The sequence below is a fragment of the Pseudomonas sp. genome (genome assembly GCF_048269965.1).
GTDB lineage: Bacteria > Pseudomonadota > Gammaproteobacteria > Pseudomonadales > Pseudomonadaceae > Aquipseudomonas.
The window spans coordinates 217,803-233,784 of sequence record NZ_JBLWTV010000007.1 but is presented as its reverse complement, the minus strand read 5'-3'; the positions used below and the strand labels follow the sequence as shown (position 1 = coordinate 233,784).

Annotated in this window: 13 protein-coding genes; 1 reads left to right on the top strand and 12 read right to left on the bottom strand. The window is 64.5% G+C overall.

Annotation, left to right across the window (positions count from 1 at the left end; translation table 11 throughout):
• Positions 1 to 59 precede the first annotated feature (59 nt).
• The 9 genes from ACN0X6_RS11045 to ACN0X6_RS11005 form a co-directional block, all read right to left on the bottom strand.
• Entirely contained in the window at positions 60 to 1,439 is a 1,380-nt protein-coding gene (locus tag ACN0X6_RS11045) for a hypothetical protein (RefSeq protein WP_417703900.1), read from the bottom strand.
• Between the two features lie 78 nt (positions 1,440 to 1,517).
• Complete coding sequence (locus ACN0X6_RS11040; protein WP_417703898.1) at positions 1,518 to 2,666, bottom strand: iron-containing alcohol dehydrogenase; 1,149 nt, start codon at positions 2,664 to 2,666, stop codon at positions 1,518 to 1,520.
• Between the two features lie 177 nt (positions 2,667 to 2,843).
• Positions 2,844 to 4,214: a sigma-54 interaction domain-containing protein gene (locus ACN0X6_RS11035; protein ID WP_417703896.1), complete on the bottom strand. Its 1,371-nt coding sequence runs from the start codon at positions 4,212 to 4,214 to the stop codon at positions 2,844 to 2,846.
• Positions 4,215 to 4,318: 104 nt separating this feature from the next.
• Positions 4,319 to 5,146 (bottom strand): ABC transporter permease, encoded by an 828-nt coding sequence (locus ACN0X6_RS11030; RefSeq protein WP_099525820.1) that lies wholly within the window; start codon positions 5,144 to 5,146, stop codon positions 4,319 to 4,321.
• A 179-nt stretch (positions 5,147 to 5,325) separates the two neighbouring features.
• Entirely contained in the window at positions 5,326 to 6,573 is a 1,248-nt protein-coding gene (locus ACN0X6_RS11025) for an ABC transporter permease (RefSeq protein ID WP_417703894.1), read from the bottom strand.
• Positions 6,574 to 6,727: 154 nt separating this feature from the next.
• Positions 6,728 to 7,759, bottom strand: a complete 1,032-nt coding sequence (locus ACN0X6_RS11020; RefSeq protein WP_417703892.1) for an ABC transporter substrate-binding protein — start codon at positions 7,757 to 7,759, stop codon at positions 6,728 to 6,730.
• A 53-nt stretch (positions 7,760 to 7,812) separates the two neighbouring features.
• The gene (locus ACN0X6_RS11015) at positions 7,813 to 8,910 is read right to left on the bottom strand and encodes an ABC transporter ATP-binding protein (protein WP_417703890.1); all 1,098 of its coding nucleotides are present in this window, start codon (positions 8,908 to 8,910) and stop codon (positions 7,813 to 7,815) included.
• A gap of 325 nt (positions 8,911 to 9,235) precedes the next feature.
• Positions 9,236 to 9,865, bottom strand: a complete 630-nt coding sequence (locus ACN0X6_RS11010) for a response regulator transcription factor (protein ID WP_179526596.1) — start codon at positions 9,863 to 9,865, stop codon at positions 9,236 to 9,238.
• A complete protein-coding gene (locus tag ACN0X6_RS11005) occupies positions 9,862 to 12,267 on the bottom strand; it encodes a PAS domain S-box protein (RefSeq protein WP_417703888.1) in 2,406 nt (801 codons plus the stop codon). Before ACN0X6_RS11005 ends, ACN0X6_RS11010 begins: the two co-directional genes overlap by 4 nt.
• A gap of 113 nt (positions 12,268 to 12,380) precedes the next feature.
• On the opposite strand from ACN0X6_RS11005, the gene ACN0X6_RS11000 reads away from it, so the two are divergent.
• A complete protein-coding gene (locus ACN0X6_RS11000) occupies positions 12,381 to 13,382 on the top strand; it encodes an alpha/beta hydrolase family protein (protein WP_417703886.1) in 1,002 nt (333 codons plus the stop codon).
• Between the two features lie 22 nt (positions 13,383 to 13,404).
• On the opposite strand, the gene ACN0X6_RS10995 is transcribed toward ACN0X6_RS11000, so the two are convergent.
• Genes ACN0X6_RS10995 through ACN0X6_RS10985 form a run of 3 tightly spaced genes read right to left on the bottom strand, consistent with a single transcriptional unit; the run spans position 13,405 to position 15,860 of the window.
• Positions 13,405 to 14,166, bottom strand: a complete 762-nt coding sequence (locus ACN0X6_RS10995; RefSeq protein WP_417703884.1) for a TerB family tellurite resistance protein — start codon at positions 14,164 to 14,166, stop codon at positions 13,405 to 13,407.
• Entirely contained in the window at positions 14,167 to 14,838 is a 672-nt protein-coding gene (murU, locus tag ACN0X6_RS10990) for an N-acetylmuramate alpha-1-phosphate uridylyltransferase MurU (RefSeq protein WP_417703882.1), read from the bottom strand.
• A complete protein-coding gene (locus tag ACN0X6_RS10985) occupies positions 14,835 to 15,860 on the bottom strand; it encodes an aminoglycoside phosphotransferase family protein (RefSeq protein WP_417703880.1) in 1,026 nt (341 codons plus the stop codon). Before ACN0X6_RS10985 ends, murU begins: the two co-directional genes overlap by 4 nt.
• Positions 15,861 to 15,982 lie beyond the last annotated feature (122 nt).

Here is a 15,982-nt window from a genome sequence, read left to right as displayed (position 1 = left end):
TTCTCCTGCTGCCGAGGGAGGCGTTCCCCCCTCGGCTGAATGGGGGGATTGCAAAGGCCTCACTCGGCGGGCGGCAAGTCCTTGGTGAAGGTCTGGTCGTTCTCGCCGCGGAACATCCTTGCCCCATAGATCAGCGCGCACAGGCCAACGCCGATGGCGAAGGCCCAGCCGGCGCCCTTGATCGCCAGCACTGCGCCGATCACCCCGGCAATGCCCAGATCACGCTGGCTGCGCGCCTCCATGATGCCCAGGCGCACGCTGACGTAGCCCTGGATCAGCAGGGTCAGCGCCAGCGCCACACCGAGAATCGGCTGCAGCAGGGTGACCACCGGCAGCAGCAACAGGCCGGTGTTGGTGCCCCAGCGGAACGAGCCGACGCCGCCGTAGATGGACTTCATTGCCTGGGCACCGCCCTTGAAGCGTTCGGTGATCACCACCTGCATGGCCGACCACTGCGGGCCACACATGGCCACGTCCGGGCCGAAGATGCTCATGAAGGCATTGCGCCCACCAAAGATCAGGTGCGAGCGGTTGGGGTTGAAGTCGACCTTCTCGTCACTGCGCACATGGTCGGCTTCGGACAGGATCGCCCTGGCCCCCAGCACGTCACCGAACACCACCAGATAGGCGGCGAACACGGTGGGAATGGCGGTGACGAACATCATCAGCGGCGGCATGCCAAGGCCGAATACGGTGTACTCGTTCCACAGGGTGACGAAGTCCGGCTGGCTGATACCCCACTCGATGCTGGGCCAGGGTGCCTCACCGAAGATCGGCGCGACGATCACCGCCAGCAGAATGATCGGGAAGATGCCCAGCTTGGCGAAGTTCCACCAGAAGCGGTTGCGCTTCTTCAGCTCCTGGAAGTGAAGGGAGAACACCAGATAGAAGGCGATCCCGACGGCGATGGAAATGGTCCAGGGGAAGCTGTCGAAGCGGCCGCCTTCCTTGAATACCGTCACCACCGCGCTAAGGCCGGCGCCCATGATGATGCCGGCCTTGAGCGCAGAGGGCACCAGGGACACCACCTTGCGCGCCATGCCCGTCATGCCCAGGCCTATCGAGAACACCCCGAGCATCAACTGGAAGGCAATCAGCGCATGCACCCGCTCCGGGCCCTCCGGGAACTGGCTGCAGTAGGCCATCAACAGCGGAATCGCCGGGGTGATCCAGCCCGGAACGACCGGATCGCCCAGCAGGTGGTGGGTCAGATACAGCAGGCCGTTGAGCATGACCACCGCCAGCGCCACCTCGAAAGGCATGCCGAGGAATTCGGTCATCAACGGAATCGCCGCCAGGTCCACCGCACACATGAGCAGGCCCTGCATGTAGTCGGAGATTTCGAAGCGGTAATGAATGAAAGGCAGACGCACCTTGAATGGCCCCACCGGCCAGTAGGGGGCTTCCACACCAAGGTCTTGTTGATGCAGTTCGGACATTTGAGTCACCCAGCTTTATTAGAGTTGTAAGCAGCGAGCCCCGACATGGCCGGGGCTGTTCATCGGTTGTTGCGTGGATCAGTAGGCAGCGCGGTAGATTTGTTCGATGTCACCAGCCGTCAGGCGCCGCGGATTGTTGCGCATCAGGCGGTCGATCTTGCTCGCCTCCTCGGCCATGGCCGGGATGGCGTCTTCCGGTACACCGAAGCTGCGCATGCCCTTGGGAATGTCGACGCTGGCGCACAGCTCGGCCATGGCCTCGACGGCCAGGTCGGCGGCGGCCTTGTCGCCCAGGCCATGCGTCTGCACGCCAAGAGCAGCAGCGATCTCGGCCATGCGCTCGACGCAGGCCAGCTTGTTCCAGGCCATCACGTAGGGCAGCAGCAAGGCATTGCTGACGCCGTGAGCGATATTGAAGCGCCCGCCCAGCGGGTAGGCCAGCGCATGCACGGCGCCCACGCCGGCATTGCCGAAGGCCATGCCGGCCATCAGGCTGGCGGTGGCCATGTCTTCGCGAGCGACCAGGTCAGCCGGGTTGGCGTAGGCCTTGGGCAGCGCCCTGGCGATCAGCTTGATCGCACCAATGGCCAGGGCGTCGGTGATCGGCGAGGCGTTGACCGATAGGTAGGACTCCACCGCGTGCACCAATGCATCGACGCCGCTGGCAGCGGTCACGCCGCGCGGGCAGGTCAGGGTCATCAGCGGGCTGACCAGGGCCACATCGGGCAACAGGTAATCGCTGACGATGCCCTTCTTCAGCTGGGCCTGCTTGTCGGAGAGGATCGACACGTTGGTCACTTCCGAGCCGGTGCCGGCGGTGGTCGGAATGGCAATCAGCGGCGGGCCTTTGCGCTTGACCTGATCGACACCGAACAGCTCTTCCAGTGCACCGTCATGACCAACATAACCGGCCACGGCCTTGGCGATATCGATGGCGCTGCCGCCGCCGACGCCGATCAGACCATCGTGACCGCCGTCGCGATAGACCTTGGCGCAGGCCTCGACGATGGCGATCTCCGGCTCCGGCTCGACACCATCAAAGATGCCATAGCGGCGCTCGCCGAGTTGCTTGAGGACATGCTCGACCGTACCGGACTTGATCAGGATGGCGTCGGTGACGATCAGCGGGTTGGTGATATTCAGTCGAGGCAGTTCGAGCGCCAGTTGCTCCACGGCACCCTGGCCGGTCAGCAGCTTGTTGGCGATCTTGAATGCGGCAGTGTTCATCAGCAGGCCCCTTATGCGTTGTTGTGCTGAGCGGGTTCGGGGCTTGCCATAGCCATTCCTGTGCCAGCTCGCCGAAAGCGGCGTGCTAGAAGGCTTGCGTCGATTTGTCACAGCGCCACGCAGTACACAACTGATCAGAAAACCAATCAAAGCCGTGTATTTCGATCCATTTTCCAATCAACCTTGTTCCCAGCGCTTCATCTTCTGCACCAGCGTCGCCTGGCTGAGCCCCAGCACCTTGGCCGCCTCTCGGGTGGTCTTGTGCTGCATCAGCGCACGACGGATGAGGCGCCGCTCAAGGTTTTCCACCTGCTTGCGCAGGGGCAGCAGGTCGTCTTCGCCGGCGTCGCTGCGGGCGATGCGCATCTCCTCCGGCAGGTCGAACAGCTCTATGCGCTCGCCGCTGGCAGTGACCACCAGGCGCTCGACCAGATTGATCAGCTCACGGATGTTGCCGGGCCAGGCGTAGTCGGTCAGTGCATCGAGCGCTTCGAGTTCCCAGCTCAGCGCTCGACCATAACGCTGGTTAAACTCGGCCAGGTAGAAATCCAGCAGCGGCTGAATTTCCTCGGGCCGCTCGCGCAAGGCCGGAATATGGATCGGCACGACGTTGAGCCGGTAGTAGAGGTCGGCGCGAAAACGCCCCTCGGCGACCATCGTACGCAGGTCGTGGTGGGTGGCGGTGATGATGCGCACGTCCACTTCCTTCAACTCCAGCCCACCAACCGGAATGAAGCGACTCTCCTCGATCACCTTGAGCAGCTTGACCTGCAGCGGCAGCGGCAGATCACCGATCTCATCGAGAAACACCGTGCCCTGGTGCGCCAGCTCGAGCAGACCACGCTTGCCCTTGCTGCCGGCGCCGGTGAAGGCGCCTGGCACATAGCCGAACAGCTCGGCCTCGATCAGGTTCTCCGGCAGCGCGCCACAGTTCAGCGCGAGAAAAGGCTGCGCCGCGCGCGGGCTGCTCTTGTGGATGTACTGGGCGATCAGGGTCTTGCCGACGCCGGTTTCCCCCTGCAGCAGCACCTTCACGTCGCTGGCGGCGACCTGCCGTGCCTGCATGAAGACGCGCCCGGAAGCAGGCTGATCGGCGACTGGCGAGGCATCGAGCAGATCGTCACGCTGCCCGGCATGCAGCCTGGCCGTGCTGCTGCGCAACTGCTTCAGCTGCTGCAGCTCGTCGCGCTCGTGCTTCATGCGCAGCAGCTCGGTCATGTCGCGCACGGTGCTGACCACGTAGCGCACGCGGCCATCGGCGGCGAAGATCGGCGTACCACTGACCAGCAGGCGTTTGCCCTGGCTGACGCTCTGCATCAGCGATAGCGCCTTGCCTTCCTTGAGCACACGCAGGGACACCGACTGCGAGATCACGCCCTGCTCTACCAGCGCCTGCATGTGCTGGCCGACGACGTCCTCGGCACGCAGCCCGGTCAGGCGCTCATAGGCGCTGTTGACCTTGAGGGTGATGCCGTCGGCGTCGGTGATGTAGACGCCATCGTGCAACGCGTCGATCAGCTCGCGAAAACCGGGATCATCGAAGTCCATCTGGCCGCCTTGTTACGACAGGGGAAACTGCACATTCTACGCCCGGAAACGAGCAAGGCCCCGCCGGTTTCCCGGCGAGGCCCTGAACCTGCAGCTGCGGCGATCTATTCCGGCGTCGAAGTGCGCAGCTTCTCGCTCCGCCCACGCAGCCACTCCAGAGTCAGCAGCAGCAACACCGAGAAGCCGATCAGCAGGGTCGCGGCGGCCGCAATGGTTGGCGACAGGTTCTCGCGGATGCCGCTGAACATCTGCCGCGGCAGGGTGGCCTGCTCGGGACCGGCGAGGAACAGGGTCACCACCACTTCATCGAAGGAGGTGGCGAAGGCGAACAGCGCACCGGAGATCACACCTGGCGCGATCAGCGGCAGGGTCACCCGGCGAAACGCCGTCAGCGGCGAGGCGCCGAGACTGGCGGCGGCGCGAACCAGGTTGTGGTTGAAGCCCTGCAGCGTGGCCGACACGGTGATGATCACGAACGGCACGCCGAGCACGGCATGCACCAGGATCAGCGACAGGTAACTGTTGCCCATGCCCAACGGGGCGAAGAACAGGTAGCTGGCCACACCGATGATCACCACCGGCACGATCATCGGCGAGATCAGCAGGCTCATCACCAGCGCCTTGCCGCGAAACTCGCCACGGGTCAGGCCGATGGCCGCCAGGGTGCCGAAGACCATGGCCAGCATGGTCGCGGCCGGAGCGATGATCAGGCTGTTCTTCAGCGAGCGCATCCAGTCGGCGGACATGAAGAAGTCCTCGTACCAGCGCAGCGAGAAGCCCTGCAGCGGGTAGACCAGAAAGGTGCCGGAGTTGAACGACAGCGGCACGATCACCAGCACCGGCAGGATCAGAAACAGCAGTACCAGGCCGCAGAGAATGCGCAGGCCGTAGTACCAGAGACGCTCGACGGGTGACATGTAGGGGCTGAGCATGCGGTTTTACTCCAGTGAGCTTTTTAAGCTCCCCTCTCCCGCTTGCGGGAGAGGGGTTGGGGGCGCCCGGCGTAGGGGAGAGGGGTGGGCGCAACTAATAGCCGCCCTCTCCCGCCCTTCGGGCACCCTCTCCCATGAATGGGAGAGGGTCATCAGATGGCCTGCTGCGCAGACCGTTTTCAAGCAAGCCTCAGCTTGCTCGCACCAACCAGCCAGCTGTACACCACGTAGAGCACCAGGGTCGCCGCCAGCAGCAGGCCGCCAAGGGCCGTGGCCATGCCCCAGTTGATGGTGGTGTTGGTGTAGAAGGCGACGAAGTAGCTGATCATCTGGTCGTTCGGGCTGCCCAGCAGCGCCGGGGTGATGTAGTAGCCAATCGACAGGATGAACACCAGCAGGCAACCGGCGCCGACACCGGCCAGGGTCTGCGGGAAGTACACCCGCCAGAAACTGGCGAACGGGTGGCAGCCGAGCGACACCGCCGCACGCATGTAGCTGGGCGAGATACCCTTCATCACGCTGTAGATCGGCAGGATCATGAACGGCAGCATGATGTGCACCATGGCCACGTACACGCCGCTACGGTTGAACACCAGTTGCAGCGGCTGCTCGATGATGCCCAGCGAGATCAGCGCGCTGTTGATCAGCCCGCCCGACTGCAGCAACACGATCCAGGCCGCGACCCGCACCAGGATCGAGGTCCAGAACGGTAGCAGCACCAGGATCATCAGCAGGTTGCCTTGCCGCGTGGGCAGGTTGGCCAGCAGGTAAGCCAGTGGGTAGGCCAGCACCAGGCAGATGGCGGTGATCACCAGGCTCATCCAGAAGGTACGGGCGAAGATGTCCAGGTAGATGGCCTGGTCCGGCGTGGCCTTGGCCAGTTCGCCAAGGTCGTCGATGCGGTGATCGAGCGCGGCCAGCAAATAGTACGGCGTCACCGACGAAGCATTGCGGCGGATCACCTGCCAGTAGGCGGGATCGCCCCAGCGCTCGTCCATCTCGAGGAAGGCTTCCTGGTAGGACGCCGGCTCCTCGCGCAGCGGCAGCTTGCGTGCGGTACTGCTGACCAGGCTGCGAAAGCCCGCCAGCTCCATGTTCAGGCGCTTGGACAGATCGCCCAGGCTCTGGTTGCGCCGCGCCTCGAGCATATCGCCGGCAATCGCCCGGTATACCGATTCATCCGGCAGACCACGACCATCCCATCCGGCAATCGCCTCGACGGTACGCGGCAGGCTGCCGACCACCTCCGGGTTGTCGACGCTGCGCATCAGCAGCGCGCCGATGGGCAGCAGGAAGGTCAGCAGGAGAAACAGCAACAGCGGCAGGATCAGCGCCTTGGATTTCAGGCGATTGAAACGCTCGGCACGAGCCAGACGCTGCTTCAGGCTCGGCCCTGGCAAATCGTTGGCGGGCAGTACGGCGGCCATGGACAACTCCGCAAGCTAAGGCCGCACCAGGCGGCAGAGAATCGGGGGATACGACACACATCGTTTGAGCAGCTCCGCCCCTCATCCGGCGCTATGCGCCACCTTCTCCCGCAGGAGAAGGGGACGAGGAAGGCGTCGCTACGCGACACCTGGCTTAACGGGCGGCCCAGGCGTTGAAACGCTGCTCAAGCTGCTCGCCGTAGTCGGCCCAGAAGGTCACGTCGATGGCCACCTGGTTGGCGATGTTTTCCGGGGTGGTCGGCATCAGGTTCAGACGCTCCGGCGCCAGCAACTCGATGGCCTGCTTGTTGGCCGGACCGTAGGCGATGTTTTCCGAGTAGGTCTTCTGCGCTTCGGGCTTGACCGAGTAGGCGATGAACTCCTTGGCCAGCTCCACGTTCTTGGCGCCACGCGGGATGGCCCAGGAGTCGAAGTCGTAGATGCCACCGTTCCACACCACTTGCAGGTTGCTCTCGGCTTGCACGGCCGCGATACGACCGTTGTAGGCCGAGCTCATCACCACGTCGCCGGAGGCCAGGTACTGCGGCGGCTGGGCGCCGGCTTCCCACCACTGGATATTGGGTTTCAGTTCGTCGAGCTTCTTGAACGCACGATCCTGGCCTTCCTTGGTGGCCAGCACCTTGTACACGTCCTTGACCGGCACGCCGTCGGCCATCAGGGCGAACTCCAGGGTGTACTTGGCGCCCTTGCGCAGGCCGCGCTTGCCCGGAAATTTCGCCACGTCCCAGAAATCGGTCCAACTGGTCGGTGCCGCGCTCAGTTTGTCGGCGTTGTAGGCCAGCACCGTGGACCAGACGAAGAAGCCCACACCGCACGGCTGGATGGCGCCGTCGATGAAGTTGGCCTGATCGCCGAACTGTGCCGGGTCGAGCTCCTCGAACAGGCCTTCGTCGCAACCACGAGCCAGCTCCGGCGACTCCACCTCCACCAGGTCCCAGCTCACGCTGCGGGTGTCGACCATGGCTTTGACCTTGGCCATCTCACCGTTGTATTCGCCGCCCAGCACCTTGTTGCCGGTGTCCTTCTCGAAGGGTTCGTAGAACGCCTTGACCTGCGCCGCCTTGTTCGCGCCGCCGAAGGAAACCGCCGTCAGATCCACCGCCAGTGCCGGCATGGCACAGCTAACGCCCAGGGCCAACGCCGCGAGCTTCAGGGATTTCGTCATTCTTATCAGCTCCTCTGTGTTACGGGGTAAAGATGAAGCACTGCGCGAAAGGCTCACTCGACTTGGAGTGGATCCAGCGCACGGACATGCTCGACAGACCAGCCGAGCGGAACCAGGTCACCAACCGTCAGCGCCGGATCGAGCTCGGCCACGGGTTGCTTGACGTAGAAATCGGATCTGCCGCAGACCTCCATGCGAATACGCACGTGGTCGCCCAGGTAGATGAACTCGGCGATACGCCCGGAGAAACGGTTCGGACAGGCTTCGCTGTGGCCATTCAAGCGGATGCGCTCGGGGCGAATCGACAGGCTCACCGCTTCGCCGACCGCGCCGACGTTGACCGCCGTGGCGCGTATCTCTTCGCCACGCGCCAGACGCACCACGCACTGCTCGCCATCGCGGCTGATCAGCTCGCCGGCCAGGCGATTGTTCTCACCGATGAACTGGGCGACGAAGGTGTTGTGCGGCGCTTCGTAGAGCTCGCGCGGCGGGGCGATCTGCTGGATCTCGCCCTGGTGGAACACGGCTACACGATCGGACATGGTCAGCGCCTCGCCCTGGTCGTGGGTCACGTAGACCACGGTCACGCCCAGACGCTGGTGCAGGTGCTTGATCTCCATCTGCATGTGTTCGCGCAGTTGCTTGTCCAGCGCACCGAGGGGCTCGTCCATCAGCACCAGTTGCGGCTCGAATACCAACGCACGGGCCAGCGCCACGCGCTGCTGCTGGCCACCGGAGAGCTGGCCCGGATAGCGGTTGCGGAAGCTGTCGAGCTGTACCATCGACAGCGCGCGCTTGACCCGCTCGCTGATGTCGGTGCGCGACATGCCACGCACGCTCAGCGGGAAGGCCAGGTTCTCGGCCACGGTCATGTGCGGAAACAGCGCGTAGTTCTGGAACACCATGCCGATGTCCCGCTTGTGCGGCGGCAGTTTGTTCAGGGAGCGGCCATCGAGCAGGATCTCGCCAGCGGTCGGCGTCTCGAAACCGGCCAGCATCATCAGGCTGGTGGTCTTGCCGGAACCGGAGGGGCCGAGCAGGGTCAGGAACTCACCCTTGCGGATATCCAGGTTGAGGTCTTTGACGATCAGCGTTTCGCCGTCATAGCTCTTCTGCACGCCACGGAAACTCACCAGTACATCGTTTGCCATCACACCACACCCTTGTTCTTGTCTCAGGCCGATGACCCAAGATTAGGTCGGCGAGACAGGCTGAAAAATCGGGCGGGATGACAAGCTGGTATCAGGCGCGAGGAGAATCTCGTGTAGGGATTGTCCTACAAATCCCGAGTAGGTATCTCGGGCATCACGCCCGTAGGGTGTCGCGGGGCCGCCGAGGCTGTGCGCACCAGTGGGTAGGGTGGACATCGCTTTTCATGTCCACCGGTGCGGATGTACTCATATCGCCACGGTGGATGAAAAAGAGCGTCATCCACCCTACGCCGGCCATACCGCCGCGTGTTGCAGGAGCGGTCGCTCAGACCAGGCGATGCTCCATGGCGTAACGCACCAGATCAGCCATCGAATGCGCGCCGAGCTTCTGCATCAGGCGCGCCTTGTGCGTGCTCACGGTCTTGTTGCTGATCGCCAGGTGCAAGGCGATATCGTTGACGCCCTCGCCCCGAACCAGACGCTCGAACACCGAAAACTCACGCTCGGACAGTTGCGCATGAGGCGGGCGCGAATCGGTCAGGCCGACCTCGAAGACCATGCGGTCGGCCAGCGCCGGATCGATGTAGCGACCACCGCCGGCCACCTTGCGAATCGCGGTGATCAGCAGCGCCGGGTCGCTGTCCTTGGTGGCGTAGCCGGCAGCCCCGGCCTTGAGCGCACGCGCCGCCATCTGCGCCTCGTCGTGCATCGACAGCACCAGAATCGCCGGGGCATCGGTCAGTGCGCGAATGCGCGGGATGGCCTCCAGGCCATTGACGCCGGGCATGGAGATATCCAGCAGCACCACATCGCAAGGCGTGCGCCGCAACACCTCGATCAGTTGCTCGCCATTGCAGGCTTCGCCGGCCACCTCGAGATCACGCGCCATACCGATCAATTGCTTGATGCCTTCCCGCACGATGGTGTGGTCTTCAGCCACCAGAACCCGAATCACGCTGCGATCTCCTCTTCCAGATTGATGCGCGCACACAGCGTAGTGCCCTCGCCCGGCTGGCTGTCAATCTGCAACTGGCCACCGAGCATGAGCATGCGCTCCTGCATGCCGACCAGGCCGAAGGATTGCCCCGGTTTGCGCAGCGCCGGATCGAAGCCCTTGCCATCATCGACGACCAACAGACACAAGGCGCTCCCTTCCTGCCACAGGCGCACTTCGACGCTGTGCGCACCGGCATGCCGCATCACGTTGGTCAGCGCCTCCTGGAGAATGCGGAACATGCCTATGGCCTGGGCATCCGGCAGGTGCGACAGGTGCTCCGGTACCTCGACCAGACAAGGAATCTGCGTGCGCTCCTCGAAGCGCCGCACTTGCCACTCGATGGCCGAGGCAATGCCGGCATCGAGAATCGGCGGGCGCAACGCCGTGGCCACATCACGCACCAGCTGGAACAACTGAGCGATCAGGCGTTTCATGCTGTTGAGGCGCTCGTCCAGCTCGGGAATCTGGCCGGCGCAAACCAGCTCGCACATCGCCGTTTCCAGCTTGAGCACGGTCAGCACCTGCCCCAGCTCGTCATGCACTTCGCGGGCGATCCGCGCCTTTTCCTCCTCGCGCACACTTTCCAGGTGCGCCGACAGTTCGCGCAGACGCGCCCGCGAGTCGGCCAGCGCCAGCTCGGCCAGCTTGTTCTCGGTGATATCCCAGAGGATGCCGTCCCACACCACGCGCCCATTGCCCAGCGGACGCGCGGTGGTACGAATGTCCGCCCACAGCACCTCCTGCTCGGCGGTGAGGATGCGCCCCTGCCAGTACCAGTCGCTCTCGCCCTCCAGCGCCAGCGTCTGGCTGTTCAGGTAGCTATTCAGATCCTGCGGATGCACCAGGCTGCGGATACCGCGCTCCTCGCGCTGCAACTCGTGCGCCGGCCAGCCGACCATGTCCTGACTGGCCTCGCTGATGTAGGCGAAGTTGACCACCGCTCCCGGCCCGGCGCGCTCCAGGCGAAACACCAGGCCGGGCACGTTGCCGGCGATCCCCTTGAAGCGTGCCTCGCTCTCCTCCAGCGCCGCACGCGCCCGACGGCGCTCGGTGACGTCGCTGAGAAACACCACCAGGTACTCGGCCTGGCGATAACGCAGGAAGCTCAGGGACACATCGGCCGGCATGCGGCTGCCGTCGGCGCGCAGGCAGTCGACCTCGAAGCTGGGGGAACCCTCGTCCTGCTCGCGCACGCGCTTCCACAGGTTGAGCCAGCGATCCATGTGCAGGCCGGGCTCCAACTGACTCAATGGCTTGTCCACCAGCTCGCCGGCGGCGTAGCCGAGCATGCGTTCGGCGGCGCGGTTGGCGTAGCGCAGGTGACTGTCCCAGTTGACCCAGAGAATGCCCACCGTGCTGTGGTCGATGGAGAACTGGCTCAGGCGCAATGCCTCGGCCGCCTGCTGATGACGATCCAGCTCGCCACGTGCCCCCAGCAGCCCTCGCTCGAGCAAACGCGTCTGCTGCCTTTGCCGATAGAGCGCGGTTGCCACCAGCATCAGCACCAGGCCGAGAAATAGCGCGAGCGTCTTCCAGAAACCGACGAAATCAGTGGACTGCGGATAGCGCAGAGGCATCCAGGTTTCCCGCAACTGCTCCAGCTCGCGAGCCGGCAGCGCTTTCAGGGTCTGATCGACGATGTCGGACAACAGTGCCTGATCGCGGCGCGTGGCCAGGCGCAGGAGCTGCGGCAGACCGATGTCGCCGACGATGCTCAGGCTGGAGAAACGTGACTCGCGCAGCAGCTGGCTGAGGCTCGCTTCATCCAGTACCGCGTAGCTGACTTCCTGATTCAGAACCAGGAGCAACGCCGAACGCTCCGAAGTCGTCGCGTGCAGACGCAGGTTGGTATGAGTGCGCTCCAGGTATTCGGCAGCCTGACTGGGCATGCGCAACGCGACCCTCTGCTCCAGCGGCAGTTGGTCGAGATCCACCGCGCCATTGCCGCTGCGCTCGCCGACCACCAGATGCGGCACGCGCAGGTAAGGCATGGAGTAGTGCCAGATGCGCAGGCCAGCCGGTGTCTGCTGCAGGCCTGGGGCCAGGTCCACCTCGCCTGCACCGGCGGCACGCTCCAGGGCTTCCAGATTCGGATACAAGCGCCAATCGGGGGCGACACCCATGCCTTCGAGCAGACGCTGCATCAGTTCGACATTGGCGCCCGTCAACTGTCGGTTCTGGTCACGCAGTACCCAGGGCGCCTGCTGAATCAGGCCCACGCGCAGCACCGGATGCTCCCTGAGCCAGGCGCGCTGCTCGGCATCGAAAACGGGGCGCAAGGGCATGCGCGTGCTCTCGGCCCAGGCGGAGGAAACAGCCAGCATCAGCAGGAGGGCGAGGGAACGGAGAAGGGAGTTCATGCACGGCGAATCCGGTGACGCGATCCCCTACCTTACTCCAGTCTTGCGCTAATCGCCTGACAAAAGCGGAGCTCGGCATTAGGCTCTGTAGCAGCCCCCAAGGAGCTTCATCGATGCCCCCCCACTCACTCGCACTGCTCGGTTTCTGCCTGCTCTTCGCCGCCACGAGCTGGGCGCAGGAGTCGCCCGAGGACACCCAGAACGCGACAGCCGACGAGGCCGAAACATCGACTTCCAGCGAACGCCCACTGCTGCCCGAGCGCAGCGTCAGCGAGGCGCACACGCTGGAGCAACGTCTGGACAAACGTGAACAGCAGATGTTGCAGGCCGGCACCGACACTTTTCTCGCCCTGTGGCTACCCGCCAACGTCGGCGAGCCCAGCGGTGCGGTGATTCTGCTGCCCGGCGATGTGGAAAACGCCGACGGCGCCGCCGCGATTGGCCCGCTGCGGCGCAAGCTGCCCGACGCCGGCTGGCACAGTCTGAGCCTGACACTGCCGGACCCGGACGGTGACCCGCTGCCACTGCGCCAGGCGAGCGCTGCAACAGCGGCCCCGCCAGGCGACACGGCAACCACCGAGAGCACTCCAGCCGCCGAAAGCCCGCCCGAAGCGACCGTAGACGAGGCGGCACAAGCGGCGGACAGCGGCACCATCAGCCCAGAGCAAAGGCGTCAGGCACATGTCGAACGGGTGCTGGCCCGCATCGATGCCGCCATCGCCTTCGCCAGCCAGCAGCAGCAGGCCAGGGAAATCGTCCTCCTCGGTCACGGCAGTGGCGCCTACTGGGCGGCGCGCTACCTGAGCGAACGCCAGCCGGACAACGTGCAGAATCTGCTGATGGTGGCGGCCGAGCTACCTGCCGGCTTCGCGCCGCCACTGGATGAAATGGTCACACAGCTGGCCGTGGCCACCGGCGACTTCTTCTACAAGGATCAAGCCACCGACCGCGCGGCTGCCTTGAAGCGCCTGCAGGCGAGCAAGCGAGCCAAGCTGCCCACGTACATACAGGTGTCGATGAAAGCCCTGCCGGGTAACCTGGATATTCAGCAAGAGCAGCTCTACCGCCGTCTACGCGGCTGGCTGACGCAGCATATACGCGCTGCAGGCAGCTAGCAGGCGGCTGAACAAATACCTGCTAGCGAATCCCTCGGCGCTGGCGAATCAGCGCATAGGCCTGATGCAATTGGCGCGTGGTGTCGGTGGCTTCACGAATGCGCTCGGGCGAGGCGCCGGAGCCGGCCAGTTTGTCCGGGTGATGCCGGCTGAGCAGCCGCCGGTAGGCGCGCTTGATCTGCTCCGGCTCGCTGCCTTCATTCACACCCAATAGCCGCAGCGCCTCCTGGTAACTGCCACCAGCCGGTGCCGGCTGCTGACTGCGACGCGGCGCGTATTGCTCGCCCAGGCTATCGAGCCGGGCACTGTCCCAGCCGAGCCACTTGCCCCAGAGCAGGATCAGTTCATGCTCGCTGGCCGACACCCGTCCATCGACCCAGGCCATGCGCCAGCAGGCTCGCAGCATGGCATCGGCGCGCTCGCGCTGACGCTGCAGCGGGGCACGCAAGCTGTCACGCCCGGTCTTGCCACGGGAGAAAGCCTCGATGGCGCGCCGCTGAGCCGCCGGGTCCAATCCCAGCCGCTGCATTTCCGAGCGTGCCTGCTGGATATGGCTCTGCACTACCCGGCCGTCGCTCTTGGCCAGACGCCCCAGCATCAGAAACAGCAGCTCGTCATCCGTCGGCGCCGCACGACCGCCCAGACGCTCACGCAGATTGTCCCAGCCATGCAGGCGCAGACGGCGATCCAGCACCTGCCCGAGCAGACCGCCCAGCAGAGCACCCGGGATGCTGGCCAGGGCGAGGCCGGCGGCAGCACCGAGCAGGGTCGCCGGCCACAACACCTAGCGTGCCTCCTGCAACAAGCGCTCGACTTCGGCCAGGCGCTCGTGCGTACCGACGTCGACCCAGCAGCCGCCATAGTGCTCGCCACTGACCTGCCCGTCGGCCATCGCCTCACGCAGCAGCGGCGCCAGCTTGAAGGCGCCGGGCCGAGAAGAGCCGAACAGACGCGGGTGCAGCACGGCGAGACCGCTGTAGGTCAACCGCTCGCCAGTCGCCTCGCCGTCATGAACCCGACCCGCCGCCAGCACGAAGTCGCCCTGCGGGTGATGCGCCGGGTTATCCACCAGCACCAGATGCGCCAGACCGGCGAGCGGCTCACGCAGTGCGGCGAAGGCGTAGTCGGTGAAGATATCGCCATTGACCACCAGAAATGGCTCGGCACCCAACAGCGGCAGCGCCTTGAAGATGCCGCCCCCCGTTTCCAGCGGCTCTCCTTCGGGGGAATAGGCGATGCGCACGCCGAAGCGCGAGCCATCGCCGAGGTAATCCTCGATCTGCTGGCCGAGCCAGGCATGATTGATCACCAGTTCGCTGAAACCGGCGGCCGCCAGTGCGCGGACGTGGTACTCGATCAGCGGCACGCCCGCCGCCTGCACCAGCGGTTTTGGCGTGTGCAACGTCAACGGACGCATGCGCTCGCCCTTGCCCGCCGCAAGGATCATCGCCTTCATGCACGCGCCCCTTGATCTTTCGCCAGGCTGGCGAACAGCTCTGCCAACTCGCCGAGCTCCGGTCGGCGCGCCAGCACAGCCTCCATATAAGAGAAGAAACGCGGCACGTCACCGAGGTATTTGGGCTTGCCATCGCGGTGGCAGATGCGCGCGAAGATGCCGATGACCTTGAGGTGGCGCTGCACGCCCATCAGGTCGCTGGCACGCAGAAAGTCGTCGAACGATGCCTGTACCGGAATGCCCGCAGCCTTGGCACGCTGCCAGTAATCCTGCAGCCAGCCTTGCACGCGCGCCTCGGGCCAACTGAGAAACGCATCCTTGAACAGAGACGTGATGTCATAGGTGACCGGGCCGTTGACGGCATCCTGGAAATCCAGCACGCCGGGATTGGGCGCGCTCTGCATCAGGTTGCGCGGCATGAAGTCGCGATGCACCACCACCTTGGGCTGCGCCAGGGCGCTGTCGATCAGCAGGCGGCTGATGCGCTGCCAGGCTGCTTCCTGCTCGGGTGTGAAGGCATGCCCCAGATGGCGTTGTACGTACCACTCGGGAAACAGCTGCAACTCACGACGCAGCAACGCCTCGTCGTAATGCGGCAGATTGCCGTCGAGCGGCAAACGCTGCTGCTGCAGCAAGGCCTCGATGGCATCGCCGAACAGCGCGTCGGCATTGTGTTCGTTTATCACGTCCAGGTAGGTCTGGCGGCCCAGGTCATCGAGAATCAGGAAGCCCTGCTCGAGATCGGCAGCCAACACCTGTGGCACATGCACTCCGGCACCGGCCAGCAACGCAGCGATACGCACGAAGGGTTCGCAGTTTTCCTGAGGTGGCGGCGCATCCATCAGGATCAGGCTGCGCTCACCGGCCTGCCAACGAAAATAGCGGCGAAAGCTGGCGTCGCTGCTGGCGGGAGTGAGCTCGGCCTCAGGCACCGCTCCCCATTCGCGTGCTGCGAAGAGGGCGGGCAATTGCTCGGCGAGCCAGGTTTGCAGCTGTTGCAGACGTACATCGTGTTCAGACATCAAGGGGTCTCCGACGGCGCTAGCCGTTGCGCGGGTCATGCTTTATTATCCAGCATCTTTTTCAGCCCATCGAGAGGCGTGCGGCCCCTGGGCCGATAGCGCGCAGGAAGCCCGGACTAACA